The organism is Vibrio sp. 5S239 (genome assembly GCF_041439575.1).
GTDB classification, from domain to species: Bacteria; Pseudomonadota; Gammaproteobacteria; order Enterobacterales; family Vibrionaceae; genus Vibrio; species Vibrio kanaloae.
On the sequence record NZ_JBGOOM010000006.1, the window covers coordinates 135,940 to 162,251 of the forward strand.

General features: G+C 40.3%; 25 protein-coding genes. 18 read left to right on the forward strand and 7 right to left on the reverse strand.

Translation table 11 applies throughout. From position 1 onward, the window contains the following. Positions 1-32: 32 nt before the first annotated feature. The gene (gene rfaD / locus ACED48_RS07215) at positions 33-974 is read right to left on the reverse strand and encodes an ADP-glyceromanno-heptose 6-epimerase (protein WP_017055661.1); all 942 of its coding nucleotides are present in this window, start codon (positions 972-974) and stop codon (positions 33-35) included. A gap of 151 nt (positions 975-1,125) precedes the next feature. Between rfaD and ACED48_RS07220 the strand changes: the two genes are divergently transcribed. Then, entirely contained in the window at positions 1,126-2,289 is a 1,164-nt protein-coding gene (locus tag ACED48_RS07220; RefSeq protein WP_017055662.1) for a nucleotide sugar dehydrogenase, read from the forward strand. 154 nt (positions 2,290-2,443) lie between these two features. Further along, the gene (locus tag ACED48_RS07225; RefSeq protein WP_017055663.1) at positions 2,444-3,082 is read left to right on the forward strand and encodes a TetR/AcrR family transcriptional regulator; all 639 of its coding nucleotides are present in this window, start codon (positions 2,444-2,446) and stop codon (positions 3,080-3,082) included. A 61-nt stretch (positions 3,083-3,143) separates the two neighbouring features. On the opposite strand, the gene ACED48_RS07230 is transcribed toward ACED48_RS07225, so the two are convergent. From ACED48_RS07230 to ACED48_RS07250, 5 genes are all read right to left on the reverse strand, one after another. Further along, positions 3,144-4,295, reverse strand: a complete 1,152-nt coding sequence (locus tag ACED48_RS07230; protein WP_029626886.1) for a murein hydrolase activator EnvC — start codon at positions 4,293-4,295, stop codon at positions 3,144-3,146. 95 nt (positions 4,296-4,390) lie between these two features. Continuing rightward, entirely contained in the window at positions 4,391-5,212 is an 822-nt protein-coding gene (gene cysE / locus ACED48_RS07235; protein WP_017055665.1) for a serine O-acetyltransferase, read from the reverse strand. 47 nt (positions 5,213-5,259) lie between these two features. Continuing rightward, positions 5,260-6,306, reverse strand: a complete 1,047-nt coding sequence (gene gpsA, locus ACED48_RS07240) for an NAD(P)H-dependent glycerol-3-phosphate dehydrogenase (RefSeq protein WP_017055666.1) — start codon at positions 6,304-6,306, stop codon at positions 5,260-5,262. 253 nt (positions 6,307-6,559) lie between these two features. Continuing rightward, complete coding sequence (secB, locus tag ACED48_RS07245) at positions 6,560-7,027, reverse strand: protein-export chaperone SecB (protein ID WP_009847959.1); 468 nt, start codon at positions 7,025-7,027, stop codon at positions 6,560-6,562. 122 nt (positions 7,028-7,149) lie between these two features. After that, a complete protein-coding gene (locus ACED48_RS07250; protein ID WP_017055667.1) occupies positions 7,150-7,584 on the reverse strand; it encodes a rhodanese-like domain-containing protein in 435 nt (144 codons plus the stop codon). Positions 7,585-8,350: 766 nt separating this feature from the next. On the opposite strand from ACED48_RS07250, the gene wecB reads away from it, so the two are divergent. The 16 genes from wecB (at position 8,351) to ACED48_RS07330 (ending at position 24,674) form a co-directional block, all read left to right on the forward strand. After that, a complete protein-coding gene (gene wecB, locus ACED48_RS07255) occupies positions 8,351-9,475 on the forward strand; it encodes a non-hydrolyzing UDP-N-acetylglucosamine 2-epimerase (RefSeq protein WP_017055668.1) in 1,125 nt (374 codons plus the stop codon). A 15-nt stretch (positions 9,476-9,490) separates the two neighbouring features. Further along, positions 9,491-10,756 (forward strand): UDP-N-acetyl-D-mannosamine dehydrogenase, encoded by a 1,266-nt coding sequence (gene wecC / locus ACED48_RS07260; RefSeq protein ID WP_017055669.1) that lies wholly within the window; start codon positions 9,491-9,493, stop codon positions 10,754-10,756. Then, entirely contained in the window at positions 10,756-11,946 is a 1,191-nt protein-coding gene (locus ACED48_RS07265; protein WP_017055670.1) for a UDP-N-acetylglucosamine 4,6-dehydratase, read from the forward strand. Before wecC ends, ACED48_RS07265 begins: the two co-directional genes overlap by 1 nt. 12 nt (positions 11,947-11,958) lie before the next feature. Further along, complete coding sequence (locus ACED48_RS07270) at positions 11,959-13,110, forward strand: LegC family aminotransferase (RefSeq protein ID WP_017055671.1); 1,152 nt, start codon at positions 11,959-11,961, stop codon at positions 13,108-13,110. Continuing rightward, positions 13,110-14,102, forward strand: a complete 993-nt coding sequence (locus ACED48_RS07275; RefSeq protein WP_017055672.1) for a GNAT family N-acetyltransferase — start codon at positions 13,110-13,112, stop codon at positions 14,100-14,102. Before ACED48_RS07270 ends, ACED48_RS07275 begins: the two co-directional genes overlap by 1 nt. Before the next feature lie 8 nt (positions 14,103-14,110). Continuing rightward, positions 14,111-15,112 carry an N-acetylneuraminate synthase gene (gene neuB / locus ACED48_RS07280; protein ID WP_017055673.1) on the forward strand — a complete coding sequence of 334 codons (1,002 nt, stop codon included), beginning with the start codon at positions 14,111-14,113 and terminating at the stop codon, positions 15,110-15,112. Further along, positions 15,112-16,275, forward strand: coding sequence for a UDP-N-acetylglucosamine 2-epimerase (gene neuC / locus ACED48_RS07285; RefSeq protein WP_017055674.1), 1,164 nt, complete (start codon positions 15,112-15,114; stop codon positions 16,273-16,275). Before neuB ends, neuC begins: the two co-directional genes overlap by 1 nt. Beyond that, entirely contained in the window at positions 16,259-17,245 is a 987-nt protein-coding gene (locus ACED48_RS07290; protein ID WP_017055675.1) for a pyridoxal phosphate-dependent transferase, read from the forward strand. The genes neuC and ACED48_RS07290 overlap by 17 nt, the downstream gene beginning before the upstream one ends. Continuing rightward, on the forward strand, positions 17,242-17,745 hold the full coding sequence (locus ACED48_RS07295; RefSeq protein WP_017055676.1) for a GNAT family N-acetyltransferase: 504 nt from the start codon (positions 17,242-17,244) through the stop codon (positions 17,743-17,745). Before ACED48_RS07290 ends, ACED48_RS07295 begins: the two co-directional genes overlap by 4 nt. After that, a complete protein-coding gene (locus ACED48_RS07300) occupies positions 17,742-18,800 on the forward strand; it encodes a nucleotidyltransferase family protein (RefSeq protein ID WP_017055677.1) in 1,059 nt (352 codons plus the stop codon). The genes ACED48_RS07295 and ACED48_RS07300 overlap by 4 nt, the downstream gene beginning before the upstream one ends. Beyond that, positions 18,800-19,498, forward strand: coding sequence for a cytidylyltransferase domain-containing protein (locus tag ACED48_RS07305; RefSeq protein ID WP_017055678.1), 699 nt, complete (start codon positions 18,800-18,802; stop codon positions 19,496-19,498). Before ACED48_RS07300 ends, ACED48_RS07305 begins: the two co-directional genes overlap by 1 nt. 79 nt (positions 19,499-19,577) lie before the next feature. Further along, positions 19,578-20,834: a lipopolysaccharide biosynthesis protein gene (locus ACED48_RS07310; protein WP_017055679.1), complete on the forward strand. Its 1,257-nt coding sequence runs from the start codon at positions 19,578-19,580 to the stop codon at positions 20,832-20,834. Between the two features lie 383 nt (positions 20,835-21,217). Next, the gene (locus ACED48_RS07315) at positions 21,218-22,153 is read left to right on the forward strand and encodes a hypothetical protein (RefSeq protein ID WP_241811138.1); all 936 of its coding nucleotides are present in this window, start codon (positions 21,218-21,220) and stop codon (positions 22,151-22,153) included. Next, positions 22,146-23,408, forward strand: coding sequence for a hypothetical protein (locus ACED48_RS07320; RefSeq protein ID WP_017055681.1), 1,263 nt, complete (start codon positions 22,146-22,148; stop codon positions 23,406-23,408). The genes ACED48_RS07315 and ACED48_RS07320 overlap by 8 nt, the downstream gene beginning before the upstream one ends. Before the next feature lie 14 nt (positions 23,409-23,422). Beyond that, entirely contained in the window at positions 23,423-23,977 is a 555-nt protein-coding gene (locus tag ACED48_RS07325) for a DapH/DapD/GlmU-related protein (RefSeq protein WP_017055682.1), read from the forward strand. Continuing rightward, positions 23,955-24,674 (forward strand): WecB/TagA/CpsF family glycosyltransferase, encoded by a 720-nt coding sequence (locus ACED48_RS07330; protein ID WP_241811139.1) that lies wholly within the window; start codon positions 23,955-23,957, stop codon positions 24,672-24,674. Before ACED48_RS07325 ends, ACED48_RS07330 begins: the two co-directional genes overlap by 23 nt. A gap of 288 nt (positions 24,675-24,962) precedes the next feature. Here the strand turns inward: ACED48_RS07330 and wecA are convergent, their stop codons facing one another. Further along, positions 24,963-26,027 carry a UDP-N-acetylglucosamine--undecaprenyl-phosphate N-acetylglucosaminephosphotransferase gene (wecA, locus tag ACED48_RS07335; protein WP_017055684.1) on the reverse strand — a complete coding sequence of 355 codons (1,065 nt, stop codon included), beginning with the start codon at positions 26,025-26,027 and terminating at the stop codon, positions 24,963-24,965. Positions 26,028-26,312 lie beyond the last annotated feature (285 nt).

The window sequence follows — 26,312 nt, forward strand, 5'->3', positions numbered from 1 at the left end:
ATGTATTATTGGTCTTAATCTTAAATATACCGTTAAGCGTTTACGATCTTCATGTACTCAGCAATGCCATCGGCTACTGCTTTAAACTTGATATCGCAACCTGTATTGCGAAGCTTAGTTAAGTCGGCTTGAGTGAATTCTTGGTAAGCACCTTTTAAATGCTCAGGGAAAGGAATCGTTTCGATTTCGCCTTTACCATGGTGCTTGATGACTGCCTTGGCGACTTCTTCAAACGATTCAGCATTGCCTGTACCTAGATTAAAGAGGCCAGATACACCATTTTCTAAGAACCACAAGTTGACCGCCGCGACATCACCGACATACACAAAATCACGTTTGAAAGTTTCGCTACCTGCAAACAACTTCGGGTTTTCACCGGCGTTCATTTGATTGTTGAGGTGGAATGCGACTGAAGCCATGCTGCCTTTGTGTTGTTCACGAGGACCGTATACATTGAAATATCGGAAACCAACGATTTGTGGAAGCGTTTCGTTGTGTGCTGCTGCATCCGCGGTTAAGCGACGAACATAGTTATCAAACTGCTGTTTTGAATAGCCGTAGACATTCAATGCACCTTCGTACTCTCGCTCCTCGATGAAAGTATCGGTTTCACCGTAAGTCGCAGCTGAAGAGGCGTACAAGAAAGGGATTTCACGCTCAACACAGTAATGAAGTAGCTCTTTTGAGTATTCATAGTTGTTGAGCATCATGTATTTGCCATCCCACTCGGTAGTGGCAGAGCATGCACCTTCATGGAAAATCGCTTCAATGTGACCGAAATCATCACCAGCCATGACTTGAGTTAGGAAATCATCACGATCCATGTAATCTGTGATATCTAGGTCAACAAGGTTCTTAAACTTCTTGCCATCTTTTAAGTTGTCGACAACTAGAATATCGTTGTGGCCTGCTTCATTGAGCGCCTTAACAATATTGCTGCCAATCATGCCAGCACCACCCGTTACGATAATCATAACTTTCTAACTCTTTTGAATACAAAACTGCCACCAGTATAGCAAGAATTGGATAAAGCGGGCTAGTGGAATAATTCCCCAACCGGAGTATGATACGGCAAGCTAAGTTATAATTTTTATTGAGTTAATAGCTCAAAACATAGGTATTATCATGAAGATTGCAGTAGCCGGTACCGGATATGTAGGTCTATCAAATGCAATGTTGTTAGCGCAGCATCATGAAGTAATCGCGGTAGATATCATTGAAGACAAAGTGACAATGCTAAACAACAAGCAGTCGCCGATTGTTGATAATGAGATTGAGCACTTTCTGTCAAATAAGACTTTGAATTTCAGGGCAACAACAGACAAAGCAGCATACAAAGATGCCGAGTTCGTTATCATTGCCACACCAACTGATTATGATCCGAAAAATAATTATTTCGATACCAGTTCTGTGGAGTCGGTTATTAAAGACGTCATGGATATCAATCCAAATGCCGTAATGGTGATCAAATCAACGGTCCCTGTTGGCTATACTGAGCGCGTTAAGCAAGAGCTGAACTGTGAAAACATTATGTTCTCACCTGAGTTTTTACGTGAAGGCAAAGCCCTGTACGATAACCTACACCCATCACGAATTATCGTGGGTGAGTGCTCTGAACGCGCTAAAGTATTTGCTAATCTTCTGGTGGAAGGTGCTGAAAAAGAGAACATCGATGTGCTCTTTACCAATTCAACAGAAGCTGAAGCGGTAAAACTATTCTCTAATACTTATCTCGCGATGCGAGTTTCTTACTTCAATGAGCTTGATTCTTACGCGGAAGCGCATGGCTTGGATTCTCGTCAGATCATCGAAGGTGTTGGCTTAGATCCTCGTATTGGTAATCACTACAATAACCCTTCATTTGGTTACGGTGGTTACTGCTTACCGAAAGATACCAAACAGTTGTTAGCGAATTACCAAGATGTACCAAACAACATTGTTGGTGCCATCGTTGATGCTAACCGAACCAGAAAAGATTTTATTGCGGATTCCATTATCAAGCGATCTCCTAAGATTGTTGGCATCTATCGATTGATAATGAAAGCCGGTTCGGACAACTTCCGTGCTTCTTCGATTCAAGGCATCATGAAGCGTTTGAAAGCTAAAGGTATTGAAGTGGTCGTATTCGAACCTGTGTTAGAGGAAGAGCATTTCTTTAACTCGAAGGTTTATTCTGACCTAGAAGCGTTCAAAGCTGTATCGGATGTGATTGTATCTAACAGAATGGTTGATGAACTCTCCGATGTTGCAGACAAGGTATACACACGAGACCTTTTTGGCAGTGATTGATTACAGCAGCTATTGATTATTGATTATTGATTACAGCAGCGATTCATTGCAGTGAATTTTAGCGATTGCTAATTCGACCAGATGTTAACAGCTCGATCTATCCGTTTAGTGGCGATATACTGAACCATTGAACGGATAGGGATACTAATGACTAATGAAAACACGTGACAAGATTGTTTACGCGGCGCTAGAACTTTTTAATGAGCACGGCGAGCGTAGTATTACGACCAATCATATTGCTGAGTATATCGAGATCAGCCCTGGTAACCTTTACTACCACTTTCGCAACAAACAAGAAATTGTCCGTGATATCTTTACTCTCTATTCGACAGAGCTGCTTGAAAGGTTCACCCCTATTCAAGGGCAACAAGAAAGCCTGACGCTACTAAAGCGCTACTTAGATTCTATCTTCACGCTGATGTGGAAGTACCGATTCTTCTATGCCAATCTACCGGAAATATTGTCGCGTGATGAAAAGCTCCATCTTGATTACATGGCCGTACAAGAAAAGCTGCAAACCAATCTTGTGGGTATCATGAGAGCCTTCGTTGAGTTGAACTTGCTCAAAGCAACAGATGCAGAAATGAAGTCGATGGTGACGTCTCTTCACTTGATTGCATCGGGTTGGTTGGCGTATCAGTCTGTCATGTCGCCAAAAGCTCAAATTACCGAGCAAGTGGTCCATCAAGGAATGCTGCAGATGATCGCGACGGTTAAACCCATTGCAACAGCCCAAGGCTTTGAGCAACTAACGCTATTAGAAGATGGTGTCAGGGCGTTGAACTCAAAGTAGAAAGAGACGAGTAAGCGAGATACGGGTAACGAAGAGCTTTACTCGCATCCCGTATCTGCTCTTACCTAACCAACCAACTCTTCGGGTTTTGAGCTTTACTATTTCTACGGATTTCAAAGTAAAGCGATGGACGGGTTTGGCCGCCAGTGTTACCGACAAGTGCAATAGCTTCACCTGCTTTCACCTTATCACCTTCTTTTTTCAATAGCGCTTGGTTAAAGCCGTAGAGCGTCATATCGCCTTTACCGTGGTCGAGCAATACAACCAGTCCATAACCCCTTAAATATTCGGCAAAAACGACCGTTCCGGAGTAAACCGACTTTACTTGCTGACCGTAATTCGCGTTGATCACCATGCCTTTCCAGTTTACTTGGCCAGTTTGACGAGAGCCGTAGTTATGTAGGACATTCCCTTTTATTGGCCAAGGCAGCTTTCCTTTGCGCTTGGCTAAACCATCCATAGGGACAGAGTTCTGTCTCTCGCGAGCGGCTTTCTCTGCTTTGGCAATCTCGGCTTTGAGGCGAGTTTCATTGCGCTGGAGTTCCGCTAAATAACTCTTGTCACCGGAGATATTATTTCTAATATTACCAACCGTTTTCTTACGTTGAACTTGTGTCTGTGACAGCTTATCGCGCTTTGTCGTTTGTTGTTTTAAAAGCGTTGTTATTTGTTCTTGCTCAAGTTGGCGTTGTTTCTGGCTTTCTGCTAATTCCCGTTGAGTGTGTTCAATCGTATTTATCGTTGCAGAGCGAGCTTTAGCAAGATGTTGGTAGTAGTGGCTAATGCGGTCTTCTTCAACACCGGTATTGAGGATATGAGAAGAGGCTTTCGCTCGACTTGTCATATAGTAAGTTTGAATCAGTTGTTCTAACTTGTCTGTCTGCACTTTTTTTTGAGCGGTGAGTTCTGTGATCTTTGTGTTCAAGTTGGCAATGTTAGCATTGGCCGTCTTGAGTTGCTTTTTGCTATCTAAAATCGCTTTTTCAAGTGAAGCAATGGCAAGCTCTTGCTTCTTTAGATTGGCTTGCAACGTATCCAGTTTTTTTTGCTGTGAAGATAGGGCTTTTTGTTGACGAGATATTTCGCTCGACACACCTTTTAGCTCACCTTGCGATGCGGCAAATGACGATGAAGATAAAACAGCAACACAAAGGCTGGTCGATATCAAAAGAGTCGTATTAATGGCGAGAATTTTTTTCTTCATTATTGTCATTCAGTGTCTTTTTTAGTTATCAGGTCGCACGCGTTTTTTGAGTCTTTCCCAGAGCAAGCCTTTTTCATCCCGACACTCGCATCTCGTTACTGCGCTTAAATCCCATCACCATAGATAAAATGCTGTGAGCGACCGTTAAACCCTTGGTCCATATCCAAAGACGGTTTATCCGTTTGTGGTTTGCCGACAATCTTGGCTGGAACACCAGCAACGGTAGTATGGGGAGGCACGGCTTGAAGTACCACAGAGCAAGAACCTATCTTAGCTCCTTCGCCCACTTCAATGTTGCCCAAAATCTTCGCACCGGCCCCAATCATGACACCTTCGCGAATCTTAGGGTGACGATCACCACCTTCTTTACCGGTACCACCCAATGTAACGTCTTGAAGAATCGACACATCATTTGCAACTACAGCCGTTTCACCAATCACAATACCTGTAGCGTGGTCGAGCATGATTGCTTTACCAATACGAGCCGCTGGGTGAATGTCCACTTGGCAGGCGACTGAAATTTGGTTTTGTAAGTAAGTAGCAAGCGCGATGCGCCCTTGTTTCCATAACCAATTCGCCACGCGGTAGCCTTGTAGAGCATGATACCCTTTTAAATAAAGCAGAGGCATTGAATACATTTCAACGGCGGGGTCGCGGGTGACCGTCGCGCAAATATCACAAGCGGCGGCGTCAATGATGTCTGCATCTTCCGCGAAGGCTTGTTCAACCACTTCGCGCACAGCCATTGCTGGCATTGAAGCGGTTTTGAGTTTATTGGCAAGAATATAACTAAGCGAAGCACTCAAACTGTCGTGATTGATAATTGTGGCGTGGTAAAAACTCGCTAGCATAGGCTCTTGTTCTGATTGCTCGCGAGCTTCCTTCACGATGCATTGCCAAACTTTTTGCTGTTCACAGTGTTTCATTCTTCCATCCATCTTATCTATTTTATTCCACGACTGAATACGCGATGTTATCGCTCTGACTTTTTGTCTCGAGCAAGTAGGTCTTGCGCCGCTAAGTGAGCATCTTTCCCTTGATACAGCACTTGATAAATTTGTTCAACAATTGGCATCTCAACGCCCATACGCTCTGATAGTAACCAAACTTCTTTGGTGTTGCGATAACCTTCGACCACTTGGCCGATTTCTTCTTGCGCCGTGTCGACGTCTTTACCTGAACCTAAAGCTAAACCAAAACGACGGTTACGAGATTGGTTATCGGTACATGTCAGCACTAAGTCGCCCAGTCCAGCCATGCCCATAAAGGTTTCTGGTTGCGCACCAAGTGCGGCGCCTAGTCGGCTCATTTCAGCCAAACCACGGGTTATCAAAGCCGTACGTGCATTGGCACCAAAGCCAATACCATCTGACATGCCTGCGCCGATAGCGATGACATTTTTAACTGCGCCGCCAAGTTGCATGCCGATGAAATCTGAGTTTGCGTATACGCGGAATGTTTTGCCGCAGTGGATCTTCTCTTGCAGCTCTTCTAGGAACTTTTCATCTGGCGAAGCCACTGAAATGGCGGTGGGCATACCCATCGCCAGTTCTTTAGCAAAAGTAGGGCCAGACAAAACAGCCAGCGAGTAGCCATCACCCAGAACATCATGTGCGACATCTTTCAGTAGGCGCCCTGTCTCTGGCTCCAAACCTTTGGTGGCCCAGCAGATGCGAGAGTTCGTCGTTAAGTACGGCTTCAGGTTGTTGAGCACGATACCAAACACATGGCTAGGAACGACAATGAGAAGGTCACGGCTTGCAGTGACTGCTTTTTCTAAATCCGACTCAATGATTAAACTTTCCGGAAAATCGATATTGGGTAGAAACGCATTGTTAGCTCGCTCTAATTCGAGACGTGCCATATGCACAGGATCATGTCCCCAGAGAACAACATTGGCACCGTTACGAGCTAGAGATATCGCTAAAGATGTCCCGTAAGAACCTGCGCCAATCACTGTCATAGCAATCTCTTTGCCATAAGCATTGGTCGTATTAGTCGGGTGAGTTGTTTCTGTCATGCTTCCACCTAAAAATAATGAGGGAAATCGAAAAGTTCTGTGAGTGCTCTTTATCTAATAAAGGTGCTCCCCCTAAAAGGAAGCGCTCTCTACCAAGAGAATATACAAAAAATGCACATCGCAGAAGCTGCGATGTGCATTTAAAAGCTCATTCTCTAATAAAAGCCAAGCTTCTAATCAAAACTAAGCTCCCAATAAAAAACCAAGCTTCAAATAAAAGTGGCTATATAAGCGTTAAGTTCTGGTTTGAGACTTAAGCTTGTTCGCCTTCAGCTTGTTGAGCTTGGTTTTGTAGGTAGTTCATGAACAATGCATCGAAGTTGACTGGTGCTAGGTTCAGTTGTGGGAATGTACCTTTAACCACTAGGCTAGAAATCGTTTCACGAGCGTATGGGAACAAGATGTTCGGGCAGAAAGCGCCTAGGCAATGTGCAAGCTGGCCAGCTTCCATTTCGCTTGCAGAGAAGATACCACCTTGCTGAACTTCACAAAGGAATGCTGTGTCTTCTGCGTTCTTAACGGTAACTGTTAGACGTAGGATGACTTCGTAAACGCCTTCGCCAAGTTCACGGCTTTGAGTGTCTAGGTCCAGTTTTACATCTGGGTTCCACTCTTTTTGAAACATGTCTGGAGAGTTTGGCGCTTCGAAAGAGACGTCTTTTAGGAAAATACGTTGGATTGCAAAGTTCTGTTGTGCGTCTTGTTGTGCTGCTTCAGCCATTTTCTTGTCCTTAAAAATTTATAATTAGGTTTTGCTCGTCATATCAGCCGAACAAAACCTTAAAGTCATATTCGTGTAATTAGGTCAGCTTACTTCTTGTAGTTAACGGTTTTTGCCTTGAACTACTTCTTACCTTTAACTAAAGGCAAGTTAGCTTCGCTCCAAGCCACTAAGCCACTTTTCAGTACGCTAACATTTTCAAAGCCAGCTTTAACCAGTAAGTTAGCGCTTTCTTGAGCAGTTTGACCTGTCTTGCATACTACGATGATTGGGTCAGCTTTATGACTTTCAAGGTTACCAAAGCTATTTGCTTTAATATCTGACGGCAAAATGTGAAGTGCGTCAGTAATATGTCCCTTTTTGAATTCATCCTTTGTACGAATATCAACCACAACGCCGTTTTCACGGTTAATTAGCTGTGTGGTTTGCGCTGCAGTAACCTCTTTGTAGGCCGCGTTTGATGTTTTGATAACGCTCGCAATGATGGCAACAACCAAGCCGATCCATACGATGGCTAAAATCATATTCTCTTGAAAAAATGGAACTAACTCTTGCATATCTTGAACTCTTATTCGTTATTGGGCGAAAAACTATAGGTCAGGAGTATAGCGAGAAAGGGTAGGAGAATACAGAGGAAGGGTGTTGTGGTGATAAGTCCGAGGTTGTGGGCTTGAGAAACCTAGTAATGATAAGCTTAATAGGATCGCACAATTTTAACTTGTCTTTTGTATCATAACGCCCAGGCCATACTGGTGTGTTCTAAAGTAATAATAAATTTAAATGATTCAGAATCTTACTGTTATGGCAAACATATTCGGAATGCCATACCTTTTTCTAACTCTTTAGCTTAGTGGTATTGATTTTAGCGTACGGCGTAAAGATATGAGCTTGGACTGATTTTTTATAGTACAGATAATGATATCTACTGAGTAAGAGTTGGATTAGATGTACGCCATTTGCTACAATTCCGATATTTTGAAGTGGACTTCACCTCTCGTTTTGTGAGCACTACATTCTACGTTAATATTTGCCTTTAGGAGCCAAACCTAAGTGCGGTAGCTATCTTTAAATGATGGCTGATTCCTAATTGTGGGAATCTTTTCTTCACTGATTCGCAAAGGGGAAAGACAATTTAGGTTAAATAGTTTTTAACTAATTATTACGTATTTGGTGAACGATTAGAACCGGTCTGGTTTTATAATCTAAAGCAAGCTCTTGAGTGTGATAGGCATAATGTTGCTTCAAAGATGTGTCTACGTTTCTTAGCTAGGATGGGTAGTACGCGGCGAAAATTAACGTATTGAAAGTTGGACATACAATATTATGGCTAAGAATAGGATTCTTACGGTTTTTGGAACTCGTCCAGAAGCCATCAAAATGGCCCCTTTGGTTCATGCTTTAGCAGCTGATGAGCGCTTTGAGGCAAAATGCTGTGTGACTGCACAACATCGTGAAATGCTAGATCAAGTGTTAGAGTTATTTCAAATTACGCCTGACTATGACTTGAATTTAATGAAGTCTGGTCAAACGTTGAACGATGTGACGGCACGTATTTTGTTGGAACTTAAGCCAGTATTACAGGAGTTTAAACCTGATGTGGTTTTAGTTCATGGTGATACAGCAACAACTTTTGCTGCAAGTCTAGCCGCTTATTACGAACAAATCGCTGTGGGTCATGTTGAAGCGGGTCTTCGAACGGGTAATATTTACTCTCCTTGGCCGGAAGAAGGTAACCGGCGTCTTACTGGTGCCTTAACTAAGTATCATTTCGCTCCAACACAAAACTCAAAAGAAAACCTTTTAAAAGAAAATTTCAATCCAGACTGCATTGAGGTTACGGGAAATACCGTAATTGATGCTTTGTTGTTGGTTAAAGACAAAATAGACGCAAATCAAAACTTAAGCATAGAGTTGTCAGCACAATTCCCATTCCTTCGTGAAGATAAAAAATTAGTACTAGTTACCGGTCATCGCCGTGAAAGTTTCGGTGGCGGCTTTGAGCGTATTTGTGAAGCCTTAGCTTTTACGGCACAAAAGCACCCAGAAGTTCAAATTGTTTATCCTATGCATTTAAATCCTAATGTCCGTGAGCCTGTTAACCGTATTCTTGCGAGCATTGACAATATCCACCTCATTGAACCTCAACAGTATTTGCCATTCATTTATTTAATGAATCGCTCTCACATTATTTTAACTGACTCAGGTGGAATTCAAGAAGAAGCTCCCTCGTTGGGTAAACCCGTATTAGTGATGCGTGATACTACAGAAAGGCCAGAAGCTGTTGAAGCAGGAACTGTTAAGTTGGTGGGTACTGATGTACATGAAATAACAAGTAATCTGAGTGAGTTGTTATTAGATGAAAAAGCTTATCAAGCGATGAGCTTTGCCCATAACCCTTATGGTGATGGTAAAGCGTGCCAACGAATTCTAGATGTTCTAGCAAAATAATTTAATGAGAAGTATATGTCTTTCGAAACAGTATCCGTTGTAGGTTTGGGCTACATTGGTCTGCCAACGGCAGCAATGTTTGCATCACGTAAAAAACAAGTCGTTGGTGTTGATGTAAATCAACATGCTGTCGACACTATCAATCAAGGAAAAATTCATATCGTTGAGCCTGAGCTTGATATGATCGTAAACGCGGCGGTAACCGAGGGCTACTTAAAAGCGGTAATTACCCCTGAACCGGCCGATGCCTTCCTAATTGCTGTTCCAACTCCTTTCTTACCTTGTAAAGAAGGTGAAGTTCCTGCTCCTGATCTTTCTTATATTGAAGCTGCGAGTAAAGCTATTGCTCCTGTCTTAAAGAAAGGTGACCTAGTTATATTGGAGTCGACGTCGCCAGTTGGCGCAACGGAACAAATGGCTGATTGGTTAGCTCAAGCTCGCTCTGATCTTACTTTCCCGCAGACTCACGGTGAAGACGCAGATATTAATGTTGCACATTGCCCTGAGCGTGTATTACCGGGTCATGTGGTTCGTGAGTTGGTTGAAAACGATCGTGTTATTGGCGGTCTTACACCTAAATGCTCACGACGCTCCGTAGAGTTATATCAAACATTTGTCCAAGGTGAATGTGTCATCACTAATGCTCGAACGGCAGAAATGGCGAAACTTACGGAGAACAGCTCTCGTGATGTTCAAATTGCGTTTGCAAACGAGCTTTCAGTTATCTGTGATAAATTAGATATAAATGTTTGGGAATTGATTGCATTGGCAAATCGTCACCCTCGTGTGAATATTCTCCAGCCAGGTCCTGGTGTTGGTGGTCACTGTATTGCCGTTGATCCTTGGTTTATCGTTTCAAAGACGCCAGTTGAAGCTCAGATGATTCATACGGCACGCAAAGTTAATGACAGCAAACCTGGTTGGGTTGTCGGTAAAACTAAAATGGCAATTGCAGATTGTCTACAAGAAAACTCTGAAAAGACAGCAAAAGATATTACGATTGCGTGCTATGGCTTAGCTTTTAAACCTGATATCGATGATTTACGTGAGAGCCCTGCGATGCAAATAGTGAAAGAAATATCTTCTTTGCATACCGGTCGTGTTATTGCTGTTGAACCGAACATTCATGAATTACCTAGCACACTAGAGCAAGTTGAGCTTCAGGGGTTTGAAGAGGCAAAGATAAATGCGGATATTCACGTAATGCTAGTAGACCACAAAGAATTTAAAGTTGAGTCATTGAATTCACCGTATTTAGTTGACACCAAGGGGATTTGGTAATGAACTCAATTTTACCCTTAATCGGTCGTACCGATGCATTATTTACACAAGACATCGAAAATCAAGAAGTCGAATTATCGCGTATTGTTTCGGAATCGCGATTCTTAGTTTTAGGCGGTGCTGGCTCGATTGGTCAAGCCGTAACCAAAGAAATCTTTAAACGTAACCCTAAGAAGTTGCATGTTGTGGATATCAGTGAAAACAACATGGTTGAATTAGTTAGAGATATTCGCAGTTCATTTGGGTACATCGATGGGGATTTTCAAACATTTGCTTTAGACATAGGCTCTTTGGAGTACGATGCGTTCATTAAGGCTGACGGCAAATTCGATTATGTGTTGAACTTATCCGCACTTAAGCATGTTAGAAGTGAGAAAGATCCTTATACATTGATGCGAATGATCGATGTAAACGTCTTTAATACCGATAAAACCATTCAACAATCTATAGATGCTGGCGCTAAGAAATACTTCTGTGTATCGACAGATAAAGCGGCAAACCCGGTCAATATGATGGGCGCTTCTAAACGTATTATGGAAATGTTCCTAATGCGAAAAAGTGAACAAATGGCTATATCTACAGCCCGCTTTGCGAATGTTGCATTTTCTGATGGTTCATTGTTACACGGGTTCAACCAACGCATTCAAAAACGCCAACCTATTGTGGCTCCAAACGATATCAAGCGTTACTTCGTGACACCTCAAGAGTCAGGTGAGCTTTGTCTAATGTCATGTATTTTTGGTGAGAATCGTGACATTTTTTTTCCTAAGTTAAGCGAAGCTCTTCACCTTATTTCGTTTGCTGATATTGCCGTGAAGTACTTAGAGCAACTTGGCTATGAGCCTCATCTGTGTGACACAGAAGAAGAAGCTCGCCAATTGGTTCATACACTGCCTGAACAAGGAAAATGGCCATGCTTGTTCACTGCGAGTGATACTACGGGTGAGAAAGACTTTGAAGAGTTCTTCACGGACAAAGAAGAGTTGGACATGTCTCGATTTGCAAATCTTGGCATCATTAAAAATGCTCCTCTTTATGAGCAAAAGCTACTGACTTTGTTTGAAAATAGCATTTCAGAAATGAAAGGCGAGCAAGCTTGGACTAAAGATCAAATTGTAAAACTGTTTTTTACAATGATTCCTGATTTTGGGCATAAAGAAACAGGTAAATACCTCGATAGTAAGATGTAAGCGGAGTAAGTTATGAAAGCGACATCTATTGTTGAATTTGTTAGAGATACCTACAAAACGGACGAATTCATTCCGCTGCACGCACCAACGTTTAATGGCAACGAAAAAGCCTACGTAACGGAAACGATTGACAGTACCTTTGTTTCTAGCGTTGGCAAGTTTGTTGATGATTTTGAGCGCAAGATCGAAGCGTATACAGGCACCGCTAAAGCAGTAGCGACAGTGAATGGTACTGCGGCATTGCATGCGGCTTTGTATATGGCTGATGTTCAACGAGGGGATCTTGTGATTACACAAGCTCTGACTTTCGTTGCAACTTGTAACGCCCTTTATCATATGGGAGCTGAGCCGGTTTTTGTGGATGTTTCTCCTGTGAGTTTAGGCCTATGTCCTAAAGCCGTGGATGCATTCTTAAATGAGCACGCTGAAGTGACTGAGGCGGGGTGTATTCACAAGAATACAGGTAAACGAATTAAAGCCGTTGTCCCTATGCATACGTTTGGTCATCCTGTAGAGCTCGATGAACTAGTTACAGTTTGCCTCAAATGGAACCTTGTTTTAGTTGAAGATGCTGCAGAAAGCCTAGGTTCTTTTTATAAGGGTAAGCACACTGGTACGATAGGTGACGTGAGTGCGGTTAGCTTCAACGGCAATAAAATCATCACCACTGGTGGTGGTGGTATGGTCTTATGTAAAACCGAAAAGCTAGGAGCACGAACCAAGCATGTTACTACGACAGCGAAAGTGCCTCACCCTTACGAGTTTTTCCATGATGAACCTGGCTTTAACTATCGTATGCCTAATCTAAACGCGGCATTGGGTTGCGCACAGATGGAAGTTATTGAGCAATACCTTATTCAAAAACGCAGTCTTGCTAATCAATATATAAGTCTGTTTGAAGGGACTGACATTAAGTTTGTTGTCGAACCCAAGTACGCTAAATCCAACTATTGGTTGAATGCCATTATTTGTCCTGATGTTGAACTTCGTGAACATATACTGCAGGAGACGAATGCTGCTGGTGTCATGACTCGCCCAATCTGGAAGTTAATGCATCGTTTACCAATGTTTGAAAATGCCATGTGTGGCGATCTAACTCAATCTGAGTTTATTGAAGCGCATTTGGTTAATTTACCTAGTACTCCAATTCTTAGAGCTGAATAATGACGAATATTACCATTACAGATTTGCAGTCAGACATATACTACCAGCGAGAATACTCTGCGCTATATGAAGGCGATGGTGAACATTTTGAATTTCAGTATGATGAGGGTAGCTCTTATGTTCGGTTTAGTGCTTTAAAACGTCCAATCCGAAGTGTTGCTGGGCGAGATATCGCTGAAGAGTTGTATGACTTAGAAACACCTTACGGTTACGGAGGTCCAATTTCTAACTCTTCAGATATGTTATTTTTGCAGCGTGCATTTAGTGCCTACAGAGAGCATTGTAAAGCTCAGAACATTGTGTGCGAGTTCATCCGTTTTCACCCTTTTAATACTATCGGTGAAATGCCGTCGTTATTTGACATGCATTTCCCTGAGCGCCAAGTCGTTATTGTTGACCTAGAAAAGAATACAGAAGAGCGCCGAAAATCATATTCAAAAACAACAAGAAACATCGTTAAGAGAGCTGAGAAAAACTTATCTGTCGATGCAACATCAGTACAACTCTCTGATTTTATGGAGATGTACTACGAAACAATGAAGAAAAACTCAGCCAGTGACTTTTTTTACTTCCAAGAAAATTACTTCAATGATTTGAATGCTTTAGATGGTGTGTCTTTACTCGCCACAAAGAAAGAAAGTACATACGCTTCAGTTGGCTTTTTCATGTGTGGTAAAGAACTCGCGCACTACCACTTATCTGCTAATAATCAGGATATCGCTAAGGAAAATGGCAATTATTTGCTACTTGATGCCGCTTTTGAGCATGCTAAAAGCCAAGGTTGTCGTTACATGATGTTAGGAGGAGGTCGAACATCTTCTCCTGACGACAGTTTGTTCAAATTTAAGTCGAAATTCTCTCCTTTAACGATACCATTTTATATTGCAGGGCTGGATTTTTTGCCCGAAAAGCGCCAAATGTTGAATCAAATATGGATTGACCAAAGTAAAGATTCTACTACTCCGAAACTATTCCAGTTATACCGAGCTTAGAGGTAACTATGACAAACAAAACTTTTATTATCGCAGAAGCAGGTGTCAACCATAATGGCGACATTGGTCTAGCTAAGAAATTGATTGATGCGGCGGTAGAGGCTGGGGTTGATGCTGTAAAATTCCAAACTTGGAAAACGGAGTTACTCGTCACTGAAGATGCTCAAATGGCTGAGTATCAGGTGGAGAACACTCAGCGAGAAGAAACTCAGTTTGAAATGCTGAAACGTCTTGAATTGACCTACGATGATTTTGCTGACTTAAAAGCATACTGTGACGCGAAAGCGATCACTTTTATGTCGACACCTGATGAAGAACAGAGTGCAACGTTCCTTGACGAACTACAAGGCGTCTTCAAAATTGGCTCTGGGGAGTTAACTAATACGCCGTTCCTACGTCATATTGCTGGTTTTAAAAAGCCCGTTATTATCTCTACAGGGATGGGTTACTTATTCGAAGTTGAACATGCCATAACTACGCTTGTTGATGCGGGCTTGTCACTTGAAGAAATTACTGTTCTGCACGCCACTACAGACTACCCGACATCACCAGAAGACGTAAACCTAACAGCAATGTTAACGATTCAAAAAGCATTCCCTGGCGTTACCGTTGGGTACTCAGATCATACGTTAGGTATTGAAATCCCAATTGCTGCAGTGGCCATTGGGGCAAAAGTTATCGAGAAGCATTTTACTCTAGATAACAAAATGGAAGGTCCAGACCACAAAGCAAGTTTAGAACCTCATGAGCTGTCGGATATGGTAACCGCTATTCGCAACATAGAAAAAGCGATGGGATCAGGTTGGAAAGTGCCAACCAAAACGGAAAAAGCGAACCGCGATATTGTAAGAAAGAGCATTATTGCAAGCAAGGCGATTTCAGCTGGACAAGTAATCTCTGCAGAAATGCTTGAAATCAAGCGCCCAGGTAACGGTATTTCTCCAACTCGATGGGATGAAATCGTTGATTCAATAGCGAAGAAAGATTACGAAGTTGGAGATCTGATCTAATGCGCAAGATATGTGTGGTCACGGCGACAAGAGCTGAATACGGCTTGTTAAAGTGCTTACTGGAAGATATTCAAAATGATTCAGCACTTGAGCTTCAAGTTATATCTACAGGCAGTCATTTATCTCCAGAGTTTGGTTTAACGAATCAGCAAATTCTCGATGATGGATTTGTCGTAAATAAGAGAGTAGAAATTCTTCTTTCCTCAGATACTCCGGTTGGAGTAAGTAAGAGTATGGGCCTTGCGCAAATCAGCTTTTCAGAGGCATTTGATGAGTTAAAGCCTGATATTGTTGTCGTATTAGGGGACCGTTATGAACTGCTCCCTATCGTTTCCGCAGCAAATATTGCTCGTATTCCAGTAGCGCACTTGAGTGGTGGAGAGCTTACAGAAGGTGCAATCGATGAATTAATTCGTCATGCCATTACTAAGTTATCCCAACTACACTTTACTGCTATGGATGAGTATTCCAAGCGAGTGATTCAGATGGGTGAGCTGCCAGAACGTGTATTCACAGTTGGGGAAGTCGGCCTTGATAACTTACTTCGCATGCAGTTGATGTCGAAAGATGAGTTTGAAAACTCCATATCTTGTAAATTAAAAGAGCGGAATGTACTTTTTACTTATCACCCTGAAACTACACAAGATATCGCAGAAGTCGAAAGAGACTTTCGAGAGATCCTTAGTGCATTAGACACTTTGGAACATACGCTAGTCATCTTCACTAAGGCGAATGCTGACGTAGGTGGTCGATTGATAAATAAGATGATAGATGAATATGTCGCAGAAAATACTGAGAAAGCGATTGCATTTACCTCTCTAGGACAACTTCGTTATTTGTCAGCGTTGCAGTATATGGATGCTGTAGTAGGAAACTCTTCGAGTGGTATTGTGGAAGCGCCGTCGTTCAAACTTGCGACTATTAATATTGGTAACCGTCAAAAAGGGCGTGTGAGGGCGAATAGCACGATCGATGTGAGTGTAAACAAGGCTGATCTCACTTCGGCATTAGCTGAGGTTTATACTCCTGAATTTATGGCATCTTTAAAGCATATCGTGAATCCTTACGGGCGTGGTAACAGCTCTGAGAAAGTTGTGCAAACTCTTAAAACCGTTGAACTAAGCAGTTTAAAAACAAAGCAATTCTATGATGTTAAGTACTGAAACTAAAATGGTCGGCGGAGAGCAAGAACTTGAGAATGAAGGTCTTTTCTATGGTGTAACTAATAGTGGACGCTCATCATTAAGGTGGGTTATTCGCTCTATGTCTCTTCAGTGCAAGAAGGTTCTTGTTCCGGACTTCGTGTGTCAGATAGTTATTGATGTCTTACTTGAGTTTGATATTGAGGTACAGTTTTATCAGGTTCGAGAAGACTTTGAATTTGAACTCCCCAACGAACTAGGAAGCATCAGTGCTATATATCTCGTGAAATATTTTGGCCACGAGAGTCACTCCTTCGACAAGCTAATTAAAAACACGGATACACCGCTCATTATTGATGACGTGTTTGGTATTGAAGCGCCTAAAATTCCTGCTGAAGTGCCATGGTGCTACTTCAATAGTTTAAGAAAAATTACAGCGGTAGCGGACTTTAGCCAGTTAGTGTCAAGTATACCGTTAACTGAGCCACGCAAAGAGCGACTACCTAATTTTTCCACTCTTAAGTACAAAGCGAAATCTGCTAAATATCAATACCTTAATGCTTCGGTGGGGAAAGAGAGTGATTACCTATCACTCTTTTCCCATGCAGAGAGCTTGCTTGATGAATGCTCTGGAGTGTATGAGCCAGAAGACAGAAGTGTATTCTTAGCTTGTCAGTTTTCGCTAAATTACCGAAATGAGCAGAAAGTCCGAGTTGAGAACTTGAAAGTTGCTAAAGCAACGCTCGATTCAGAGCAGTTCATAGATATTAATTCAAACTTTCCGTCTTTCTTACCTTTATCATTAGTGAATCGCGATAGAGTTCGAAAGGCATTAATGGGGCATTCTATCTTTTTGGCTGTTCATTGGCCTAAAATCAGGCAAGCATCGAGTTCTCTGTGTGACACTATTCTGTCATTACCGTTAGATAATCGTTATACGACGGAAGACATCAAGCGGATATGTGATTTGATAAAGGAGTTAGATAAGTGAAGAAATCAAGTTTAAAGTTGAAACTTGCCGACTACGATCATTTCGATGACTTTTTACAATTGAAAAGTGAACCTGGAAACATCTATTGGTCTGGTTTTGTTCAAGCACCGAAACGAGAAAATTTAGAGAAACACTTTCATGCTGCAATTGAAAGTCCTACGAGAAAGTTCTACCTGTTACTTGAGGGTGATATTGCAGTCGGTTATTTGTACATCGACCATAAAGAATCTTCTAACGAAGTTGAAATATCATATGGCATATCCGAAAAAAAGAGCGGTCATGGGCTAGCCAAGATTATGATCCAAAAATGGTTGTCAAAAATGGAAGGTGAGAGCATTAAAGTATTCGCTTGGATTGCTATTTCTAACGTTCCTTCAATCAAATCAGTTGAGGCTTTGGGGTTTGTGAAAACGCAATCTGAAGAAACTCGAGTATTTGCACAAGAAACAAAACCAGTGAAATTCTGTAGATATGATAAGTATAATGGTGATTGTCTATGAGCCATGAGTGGAAAAATGTCTTATTAGAGCCTTCTTCAACAATTTTAGAAGCTTTAGATATTATAAATAAAGAGGCTTTACGAGTTGCGTTAGTCGTAGACAAAAGCAAGCATTTAGTTGGACTAGTTACTGATGGTGATATCCGGAGAGGGCTATTAAATAAGCTATCTCTAACTGACCCTATTGCAATGGTTATGAATACAAATCCAACGGTTGCAAATGTAGGAGCAAGAAGAGACGAACTAATTGATTTAATGGAATCAAAGGGAATTCTCTCTATCCCATTGATAAAAGAAGGTCAAGTTGTAGGGCTCGAGACATTACAAGGAGTTCTCAGCAAACCCAAATATCAAAACCCAGTATTTATTATGGCTGGAGGTTTTGGCACTCGTTTGAAGCCTCTTACAGACAATTGCCCTAAGCCGATGTTAAAAATCGGTGATAAGCCTATTCTAGAAACGGTGATACGAAGCTTTACTAAGTCGGGCTTCGTTAACTTTTATATCTCTACGCATTATATGCCCGAGAAAATTGAAAATCACTTTGGCGATGGGAGCGATTTAGGAATTAACATCACCTACGTCCATGAAAATGAACCGCTAGGAACAGGTGGCGCATTAGGTTTATTACCTGATGATCTCCCTAAAGATTTACCTCTCATTATGATTAATGGCGATGTTTTAACTAAGGTAGACTTTCAACGTTTGTTAGAGTTTCATATAGACAATAATGCTGACGCGACGATGTGTGTCCGTGAATACGACTATCAAATCCCTTACGGGGTGATTAATGGAGAAGGGAACAAAATAACGAGTATGGTCGAAAAGCCAATACAACGTTTTTTCGTGAATGCTGGAATTTATGTAGTATCTCCTAGAGTTATAAATTCCGTTCCCAAAAATCACAATATTGATATGCCGACTTTGTTGGAGCAGCACATGAAAGAGAGAGGAAAAATTCTAATGTTCCCTATTCATGAGTACTGGCTAGATATAGGCCGTATGGATGACTTTAATCGTGCGCAGATGGATATACTGTCTTTAGGGTTAGAATAATGATTAACGGAAAGAAAGTTCTCGCGATAATTCCCGCAAGAGGTGGAAGCAAAAGGCTTCCAAGAAAAAACATACTTCCTTTAGGGTCAAAGCCGCTTATTGGGTGGACTATAGAAGCGGCGCAAAATAGTTGTTATATTGATGATATTTTCATCAGCACTGATGATCAAGAAATAGCAGATGTTGCTGGGCAGTGGGGTGTGACTGTACCTGAACTAAGACCGGAGGAATTATCGACGGATATAGCTACGACTAAAAGTGTGTTGCTTTATACGCTTGAGAAGTATGGTAAAGGTTCAGACATTGTTATTTTACTTCAACCTACATCCCCATTTCGCACTGCTCTTCATATCGATGAGGCGATAGAATTACTAAACGAAAGATCTGCATTTTCAATTATCTCAGTGACACCTTGTGAACATCCACCCCAATGGATGAACAAATTGCCTGAAAATAATTCAATGAAGAACTTTATCCGCTCAACAGAAGGAAGTCGCTCTCAAGATCTTGGTGAATCCTTTCGTTTGAATGGTGCTATTTACGTTTTTGACGCTCATGCTGTGTTAGCCTCCGGTGATATTGGATATCGAGAAGACACATATGCTTATAAGATGCCTAATGAATATTCGATCGATATTGATAATCAAATCGACTTTGATATGGCAGAGTTTTTTTTCTATAAATATTGGCGTAAGTGATAAGCTATTCAACGATAGTAAAATTTTTTTCACTTTAGTATTTATAATAACCTAAGTAAAAATAAATTATAGAGAAATTATGAGTTTTGCAAAGAATGCATATGTTTACTTGTTTTCAAATGTTTTAAATGCCGCAATTCCATTTATTCTTCTTCCTATTTTGACTAGGCACCTTTCTCCTGATGAATATGGTCAAATTGCAATGTTTCAGACTATGCTGACAGGTGTAGGTGCTTTCATTGGTTTAAATGCAGTAGGTGCTGCGAGTCGAAAATTTTATGATGATGGTTTAAGCTTAGTAGGTATTAGTGACTTTAATGGTTCTTGTTTTCAGATACTAATATTTACTTTTTTTATAGCAATGATTGTTATTTTATTTAGCGGCGTATATTTATCGGACTTTTTAGCCATTCCACAGGAATGGCTATATGTAGCAATTTTGGTTAGTGCCTGTACATTCTTAATTAATTTTAGATTGGGTCAATGGCAAGTAAGAAAGCTTGCTAAAAAGTATGGGGTGTTTCAGGTTTCCAATGGCTTTTTAAACATGCTTATTACTTTGGTGCTTATTGTTTTTTACAGTAATGGTCCTCAAGGTCGTATAGATGCAATTTTATATACTAGTCTAGTATTCGCTATTTTTGCTATATATTTATTATATCGAGATAAATTAGTTAGCTTGAAACATTACAATAAAGCTAATATTAAAGAAGCGTTGAATTTTGGGGTACCATTAGTTCCTCATGTTCTTGGAGCATTTCTACTGACGACTGCTGACCGTTTTGTCATAAATGATCAATTAGGTTTAGCAGACGCTGGTATTTATATGGTAGGCGTACAAGTTAGTATGGCTCTAACTATAGTCTTTGATTCTATTAATAAAGCTTACGTCCCATGGTTATTTGAAAAGCTAAAGAGTAATGATGAAAAAAATAAAGTATTGATAGTTAAAAGTACATATATCTACTTCTTATGTGTTATTTTTTTAGCTGGGTTATCATTTTTAGTAGGGCCTGTTATTATAAGCTTAGTTGTTGGGGATGAATATCGAGAGGCGGGGAATGTTATTGGTTGGCTTTGTTTAGGGCAAGTTTTTGGTGGAATGTATTTAATGGTTACCAATTATGTGTTTTATTCAAAGAAAACCGGAATGTTATCTTTAATTACAATAAGCTCTGGATTATTAAACCTTTTAACTATGATTATCCTAGTTAATTATTTGGGTATAGAAGGGGCAGGTATCGCATTTGCGTCGTCTAAATTGGTTATGTTTTTGTTGACATGGAGGTTGGCAAGTCGTGTTGTGCCAATGCCTTGGCGGATTTTTAGGTGCTAAGTAACTGTTTAATTATTCCATAGAGTTATCACTAAGAGGTAGCGTTTAATATGCTTTTTTCTTCTCGAGGTTATCTAAACTTATTGATAATGACCTTGGTTTTGTTTTTTATATCTAGGCAAACAGTGCTGGACTTAGGTTTTTTGTCTTCGTTTAACCATTTATATATAGCTATATGTACATTCGCATTTATTCTGGTTGTGTTACTTAAGCCAGTTAATACAAAATTTGTTGTTATATATATTATTCTATTGATATATTCGTTTTTCTTGATATTTAAGAATAATATCCCGTATGTAAATTTGCTGCAAACATTTATAACTCTCAAGTATGTTTTTGTTTTTTTTATAATGGCATATTCATTTGAATATGATAGGAGAGAGTTGCTAAAAGACTATACAAACTTCTTAACGGTTGTTTTATTAGTGTCAGTATTTTTTACCTTAACAGATTACATGTTGCCTAATTTTATTTTTCCGTTGGCTAAAGATGGTAGAGGTATCCTTGGGATTACACCTGGTTCAATCTTCGCTTCTCGAGTTTTATATTCGGGTTTCCTTCTTCTTTACAGCACTCTTCTTTTGTCGTTTAAATTTAATGAAGTCAGTGGTAAGTATTTTATCTATCACCCTAGAGTTTATTGGGCACTGTTGTTTTTGTCTTTAATCTTGATTTTTGCCACATTCTCAAGGAAAGAGTTACTGTTGTTGTTTGTTGTCTATGGGATTACAACGCTTTATAAAAACAAAGGTGTAATACGGCTTTTGTTGACAGTGTTCCTTATTGCAATCACTCCGGCTATTTTGGCGGGTTTATGGTTGGTTATTGGTGATTCTGTCCTAGAAAACTTCAATGAAAACTATGTTCGTTATAAAATATTTTATTATGCAATGGAGATTTTTGATTACAACTTTCCATTTGGCTCTGGTCCCGGTACGTATGGAACTGTAATGTCAAAAATGTACACTGACGTCTATACTTTTTTTGATGTTGACAAGGCTATTATTGGTTACGGTAACCAGATAGAAGGACCTATTTTTGATTTGTTCTTTGTCTCATTGATCGCTGAATATGGCTTAGGCATAATATTTGTTATGTGGTTTATATTTCAGCCATTTTTTTCTGAAAAAGATAGTTTTGTCGATGAAGTTGTCCATGTAAGATTATTGCGAGTTAATGCATTCTTAATGCTTGTAGGGATAGGCTCAATGGTTCCCATAATGGGAAATATGGTAGGATTGATGCTTTTCTTTTTACTAGGAATAGTGACATCGAATAACTCATTTTTTGTTCAGAACCGGAAGCCAATAAATGCATAAAGTTGTAGAAACGTACATTCTCAAAAATAACCTCAGTAATGAGGCTGAATTTTGGCCGTTACTTAAATGCCAGATGAATCGTCATGTCAATATTTCGAGTGGAATGGAAGACATGGAGTTTAAATCTAAGTCATACGTCTCTTTGTTTTTCTTTCTTATACTTAGCTTGGTCAATTTATTAAGAGCTCGATTTAACAAGAAAGATACGGCTTATTTTGGCGCATTTTCTCGAGTATCTGTTAATGAAGGTGTCGTTCACGATGAGTTTGTCTCTGAAGAACAACAGACCGGCATGATCCCACTCTATCATTGTTCAAATTTTGAAGGGGTGAAAGTACTAACGTGCCTCAAACATGGCGTGATTTTTGAAAGTTTGATCGTAAAGCTGTTATGCCTATTTATAAAACGTTTAAGTAGTGATGCTAGAGTACCAGTGCTATCTGATGGTTTCATTGAATTACTAAACCAAGAGTACGGTGTATCAAAGCAAAAAATACAAGCAATCTTAGTTGATCACGAATGTAAGAAAGTAGCCTATAAACTCTTACTTAAATGGCTAGATGTACAGAATGTTGAAATCATCTCTGCGTACACCAAGCCTGCGATTGTGAGTGCTGCTAATGATCTTGGTATTACGACATTAGAGTATCAGCACGGCTTGCTAGCTCCTTACCACTCCTCATACTGTTATTCGGGAGTGAAATTGTGGCGTAGTAGTTTACTACCTAAACGTTTAAAGCTTTATTCCAACTTTTGGCAAATGAAGATGCGTAAAGCTAACTTTGTAGACAAAGAGGCGATAGAAGTTGAAGGTGCTTTGCCGGAAACGTGTGATGAAATAAAGAAACAAGCTTTTTCTTTAGTTGGTAACGACAAATACTTTATTTTTACAGGTCAAGGTATCTGCTACTCAGAGGTCGCTATTTTCATTCAGGAGCTAATTAGTAAATACCCAGATTACACGGTCGTTTATCGACCACATCCTCGGGAACACCAAAACCATACCAGACTCTCTGAGAAAGTGGCCAATTCAAGGTTCAAAGTTATTGATCGCGATAGTTGGCAAGATACATTGAGTTTAGTGGGTGCATCAAAAGCTCACTTTTCAATATTCTCTTCTTGTCACTTTGAGGCTCTTGAGCTTCTAGGCAAAACCTATGTACTTGATGTGGTTGAAAACAATGTGATGAAACAAGATGAGGAAGATGGGAACATTATCTTTATTACTAAAGCATCTCAAATTATGGATATATAACTCGGTAATTAATTATGAAAAAGATCAAACTAGTTATTTACTACCTATTCTTCTACAACTTACCGAATTCAAGATATTTACCGCTGTTTAGTAAGCTTCGGTGTTGGTACTTGAGCCGAGTACTTAAAGTCGTTAGTGGGCACCCTAAAAACCGATTAGAAAATCGAATCTATATTTCTGATGCATCTACATTAAAGATTGGTAAAAACGTTCGAATAAATGAGAATGTTTTTATTCAGAGCGCAACAATCGGGAGTAACGTTATGATAGCACCCAACGTTTCTATTCTTTCGAGTACACATAGTTATGATCGATTAGATATCCCAATGGTTGATCAGGAAGACACTTTCGGGTTACCGCCAGTGATTAAAGATGATGTTTGGATAGGACGGAATGTTGTTATAAAACATGGTGTTACTATCGGGAAGGGTGCTATTGTTGGAGCTTGCTCATTGGTGACAAAAGACGTCCCTGAGTTCGCGATTGTGGGTGGAGTTCCAGCCAAAATAATTAAATACAGAAATGCCCAAGAAACAGATAAGAAGTATGACAATGATCAAAACATGTAAAATTGGCGGGCTGGATATCTCTGCATACGACAGCATGGAACATGCCGTCAACTCTATTCTACATCAAGGAGATGTTGTTAGTGGGTTTGCTGTTGCGGTTAACGCTGAGAAGATCGTCTCTAGTTACGAGCTCGTAGAGGTAAAGAATATTTTAGAGTCAGCGACAATTCGTTATCCTGATGGTGCCGGTGTCTCTTTAGTTATGTCTAAACGAAATTGCCCTAGTGCAAGGATACCTGGCTGTGATTTGTGGTTGGAGCTAATGAAAGGTTCTGCACTATTGAACATACCTGTTTTTATCATCGGTGCTAAGCCAGAAGTAAACCAACAAACGGTCGAAAAGTTACAGAATGAATTGAACGTGAGTGTAGTTGATTCTTGCGATGGTTACTTCAAGGATGATATGGAACTCATCGAAACAATCAAACAGAGCCAAGCAAAAATTGTGACTGTAGCTTTAGGGTCACCTAGGCAGGAAAATTTTATTAATAAGTGCCGTGAAGTTTACCCTGACGCTTTTTACATGGGAGTTGGCGGTACTTATGATGTGTTTACTGATAGAGTAAAGCGAGCACCAGAATGGGCTCAAAAATATAACTTAGAATGGTTTTATCGACTAGTTTGTCAACCAACAAGGATCAAACGTCAGATAAAGCTTGTTAAGTATTTATCTTTAGTCATAACAAATAAAATCTAATTTGTTGTACTTACTATGTGGGCTTAAGCCTATCTCTCTGTTAAGTGGCAGGCTAACTCTTAGAGGTCAGCCTGCAATTTAAAACGGTCTTAAATTCTTGCTCAGCCTTTGGGCCAGTATGGTTGGTTATTAAGTGAAAGTTAACCCCAAAGTAGTGGTGGGTGACTTCGGACTGTCAATTGGTTTCAATGCGCTTCTATCGCCTAAATCCTGTAAGGACTTCTTGCGCTGCAAAACTATGTCTTATGCAATGTATATGTGGTGAACCGTTTAGATATCAGAATAGGCCTAATTTTTTTTCACTTTATCTTTTAAAAAAGACGTAATTTTCCACACATAGCTCAAAAGCATAAGGTAAATGCAAAAGCATACTAAGAAGCTATAAAGCATAATGTACTCTGGAACGCCTACCATTTCCGCATAAATTCCAACACCAGCATATAAACTGGCTATTGTACAAATGGTGACTAGTGTTTGTGTAGAGCTAAGTCCAAGGCGTTGAAAAATATGATGTAAGTGTTCGCGGTCAGGTTTAAATGGTGAATCACCTCGTCGAATACGGCGTATCATGATCGAAGCCATATCCATTAAGGGTACAGCAATAAGCCATAATGCAGTCACAGGGCGTAGAGGTGGTTTTGTGCCATTTTGACTGGAAAGTAACAGCAACCAAATAACGGTAAACCCTATCAACATGCTGCCAGCGTCCCCCATAAACACCTTTCGTTTACGCCCAAAGGCCCCTAAGTTGAGTAGAATGTAAGGGATAATAACGACTACGAGCATCAGGCAGATATATGCTAAATTATACTGCCCGTCATAATTTAGCATAATGCCTAACCCACCAAATGTAACTACAGATAGTCCCCCTAAAAGTCCATCAATACCATCAACCATATTAAAAGCATTTATAGCTCCCACAACCGCAAGTACTGTGATTAAATAGCCAAACCAACCTAGAGTGACAACTTCTCCAGAACCGAATATATCCCCGATGGTATTAAGCTCAATACCGCCGATGACCATCATAGCAACAGAGAGTGCGGCTTGAATGACAAAGCGTAACTTGAAACTTAAGTCAAATTTGTCATCTAATGCCCCTACGCCAACAAGAAGTAAGATGCATACAGCATAAAGTTCCGTGTTTTGTAAAACGTTTGGGTTGTTGAGTAAGAAGTAAAGTATAGAGATACAAATTGAAATACCACCAATTAGTGGTATAGAACCATGGTGGTGCTTACGAGCATTAGGTTTATCAACTAGACCAATCTTCTTCGCAAATTTACGCATAATAAAAAGAGTCGCGAGAGAAAAGAAAAATAAGAAAGAGAGATCAAGGAACGGTATGAGCACGATAGAGCCTAATAATTTATATTTACATTAATTTTAATGTATTTGCATTCGATATAAAAGGCCAAGACAACATCTCCGTGATCTGCCGATTAAAATCTTCCCTTGTAACTCTGTTTCGTTGATATTCATTAATATAAGCCGTTTTTTTGCTGATAAAATCAAGCTATGTGACTAAACCACTAAACCTACTAACAATTCTCAGTATCGCAGAGGTACGTCGTAGCTGTGCTGAGGCTTTTGGGTTTATGCTTGTTGAGCGTTTATTGGCCATTTGAAAGAGTTTTT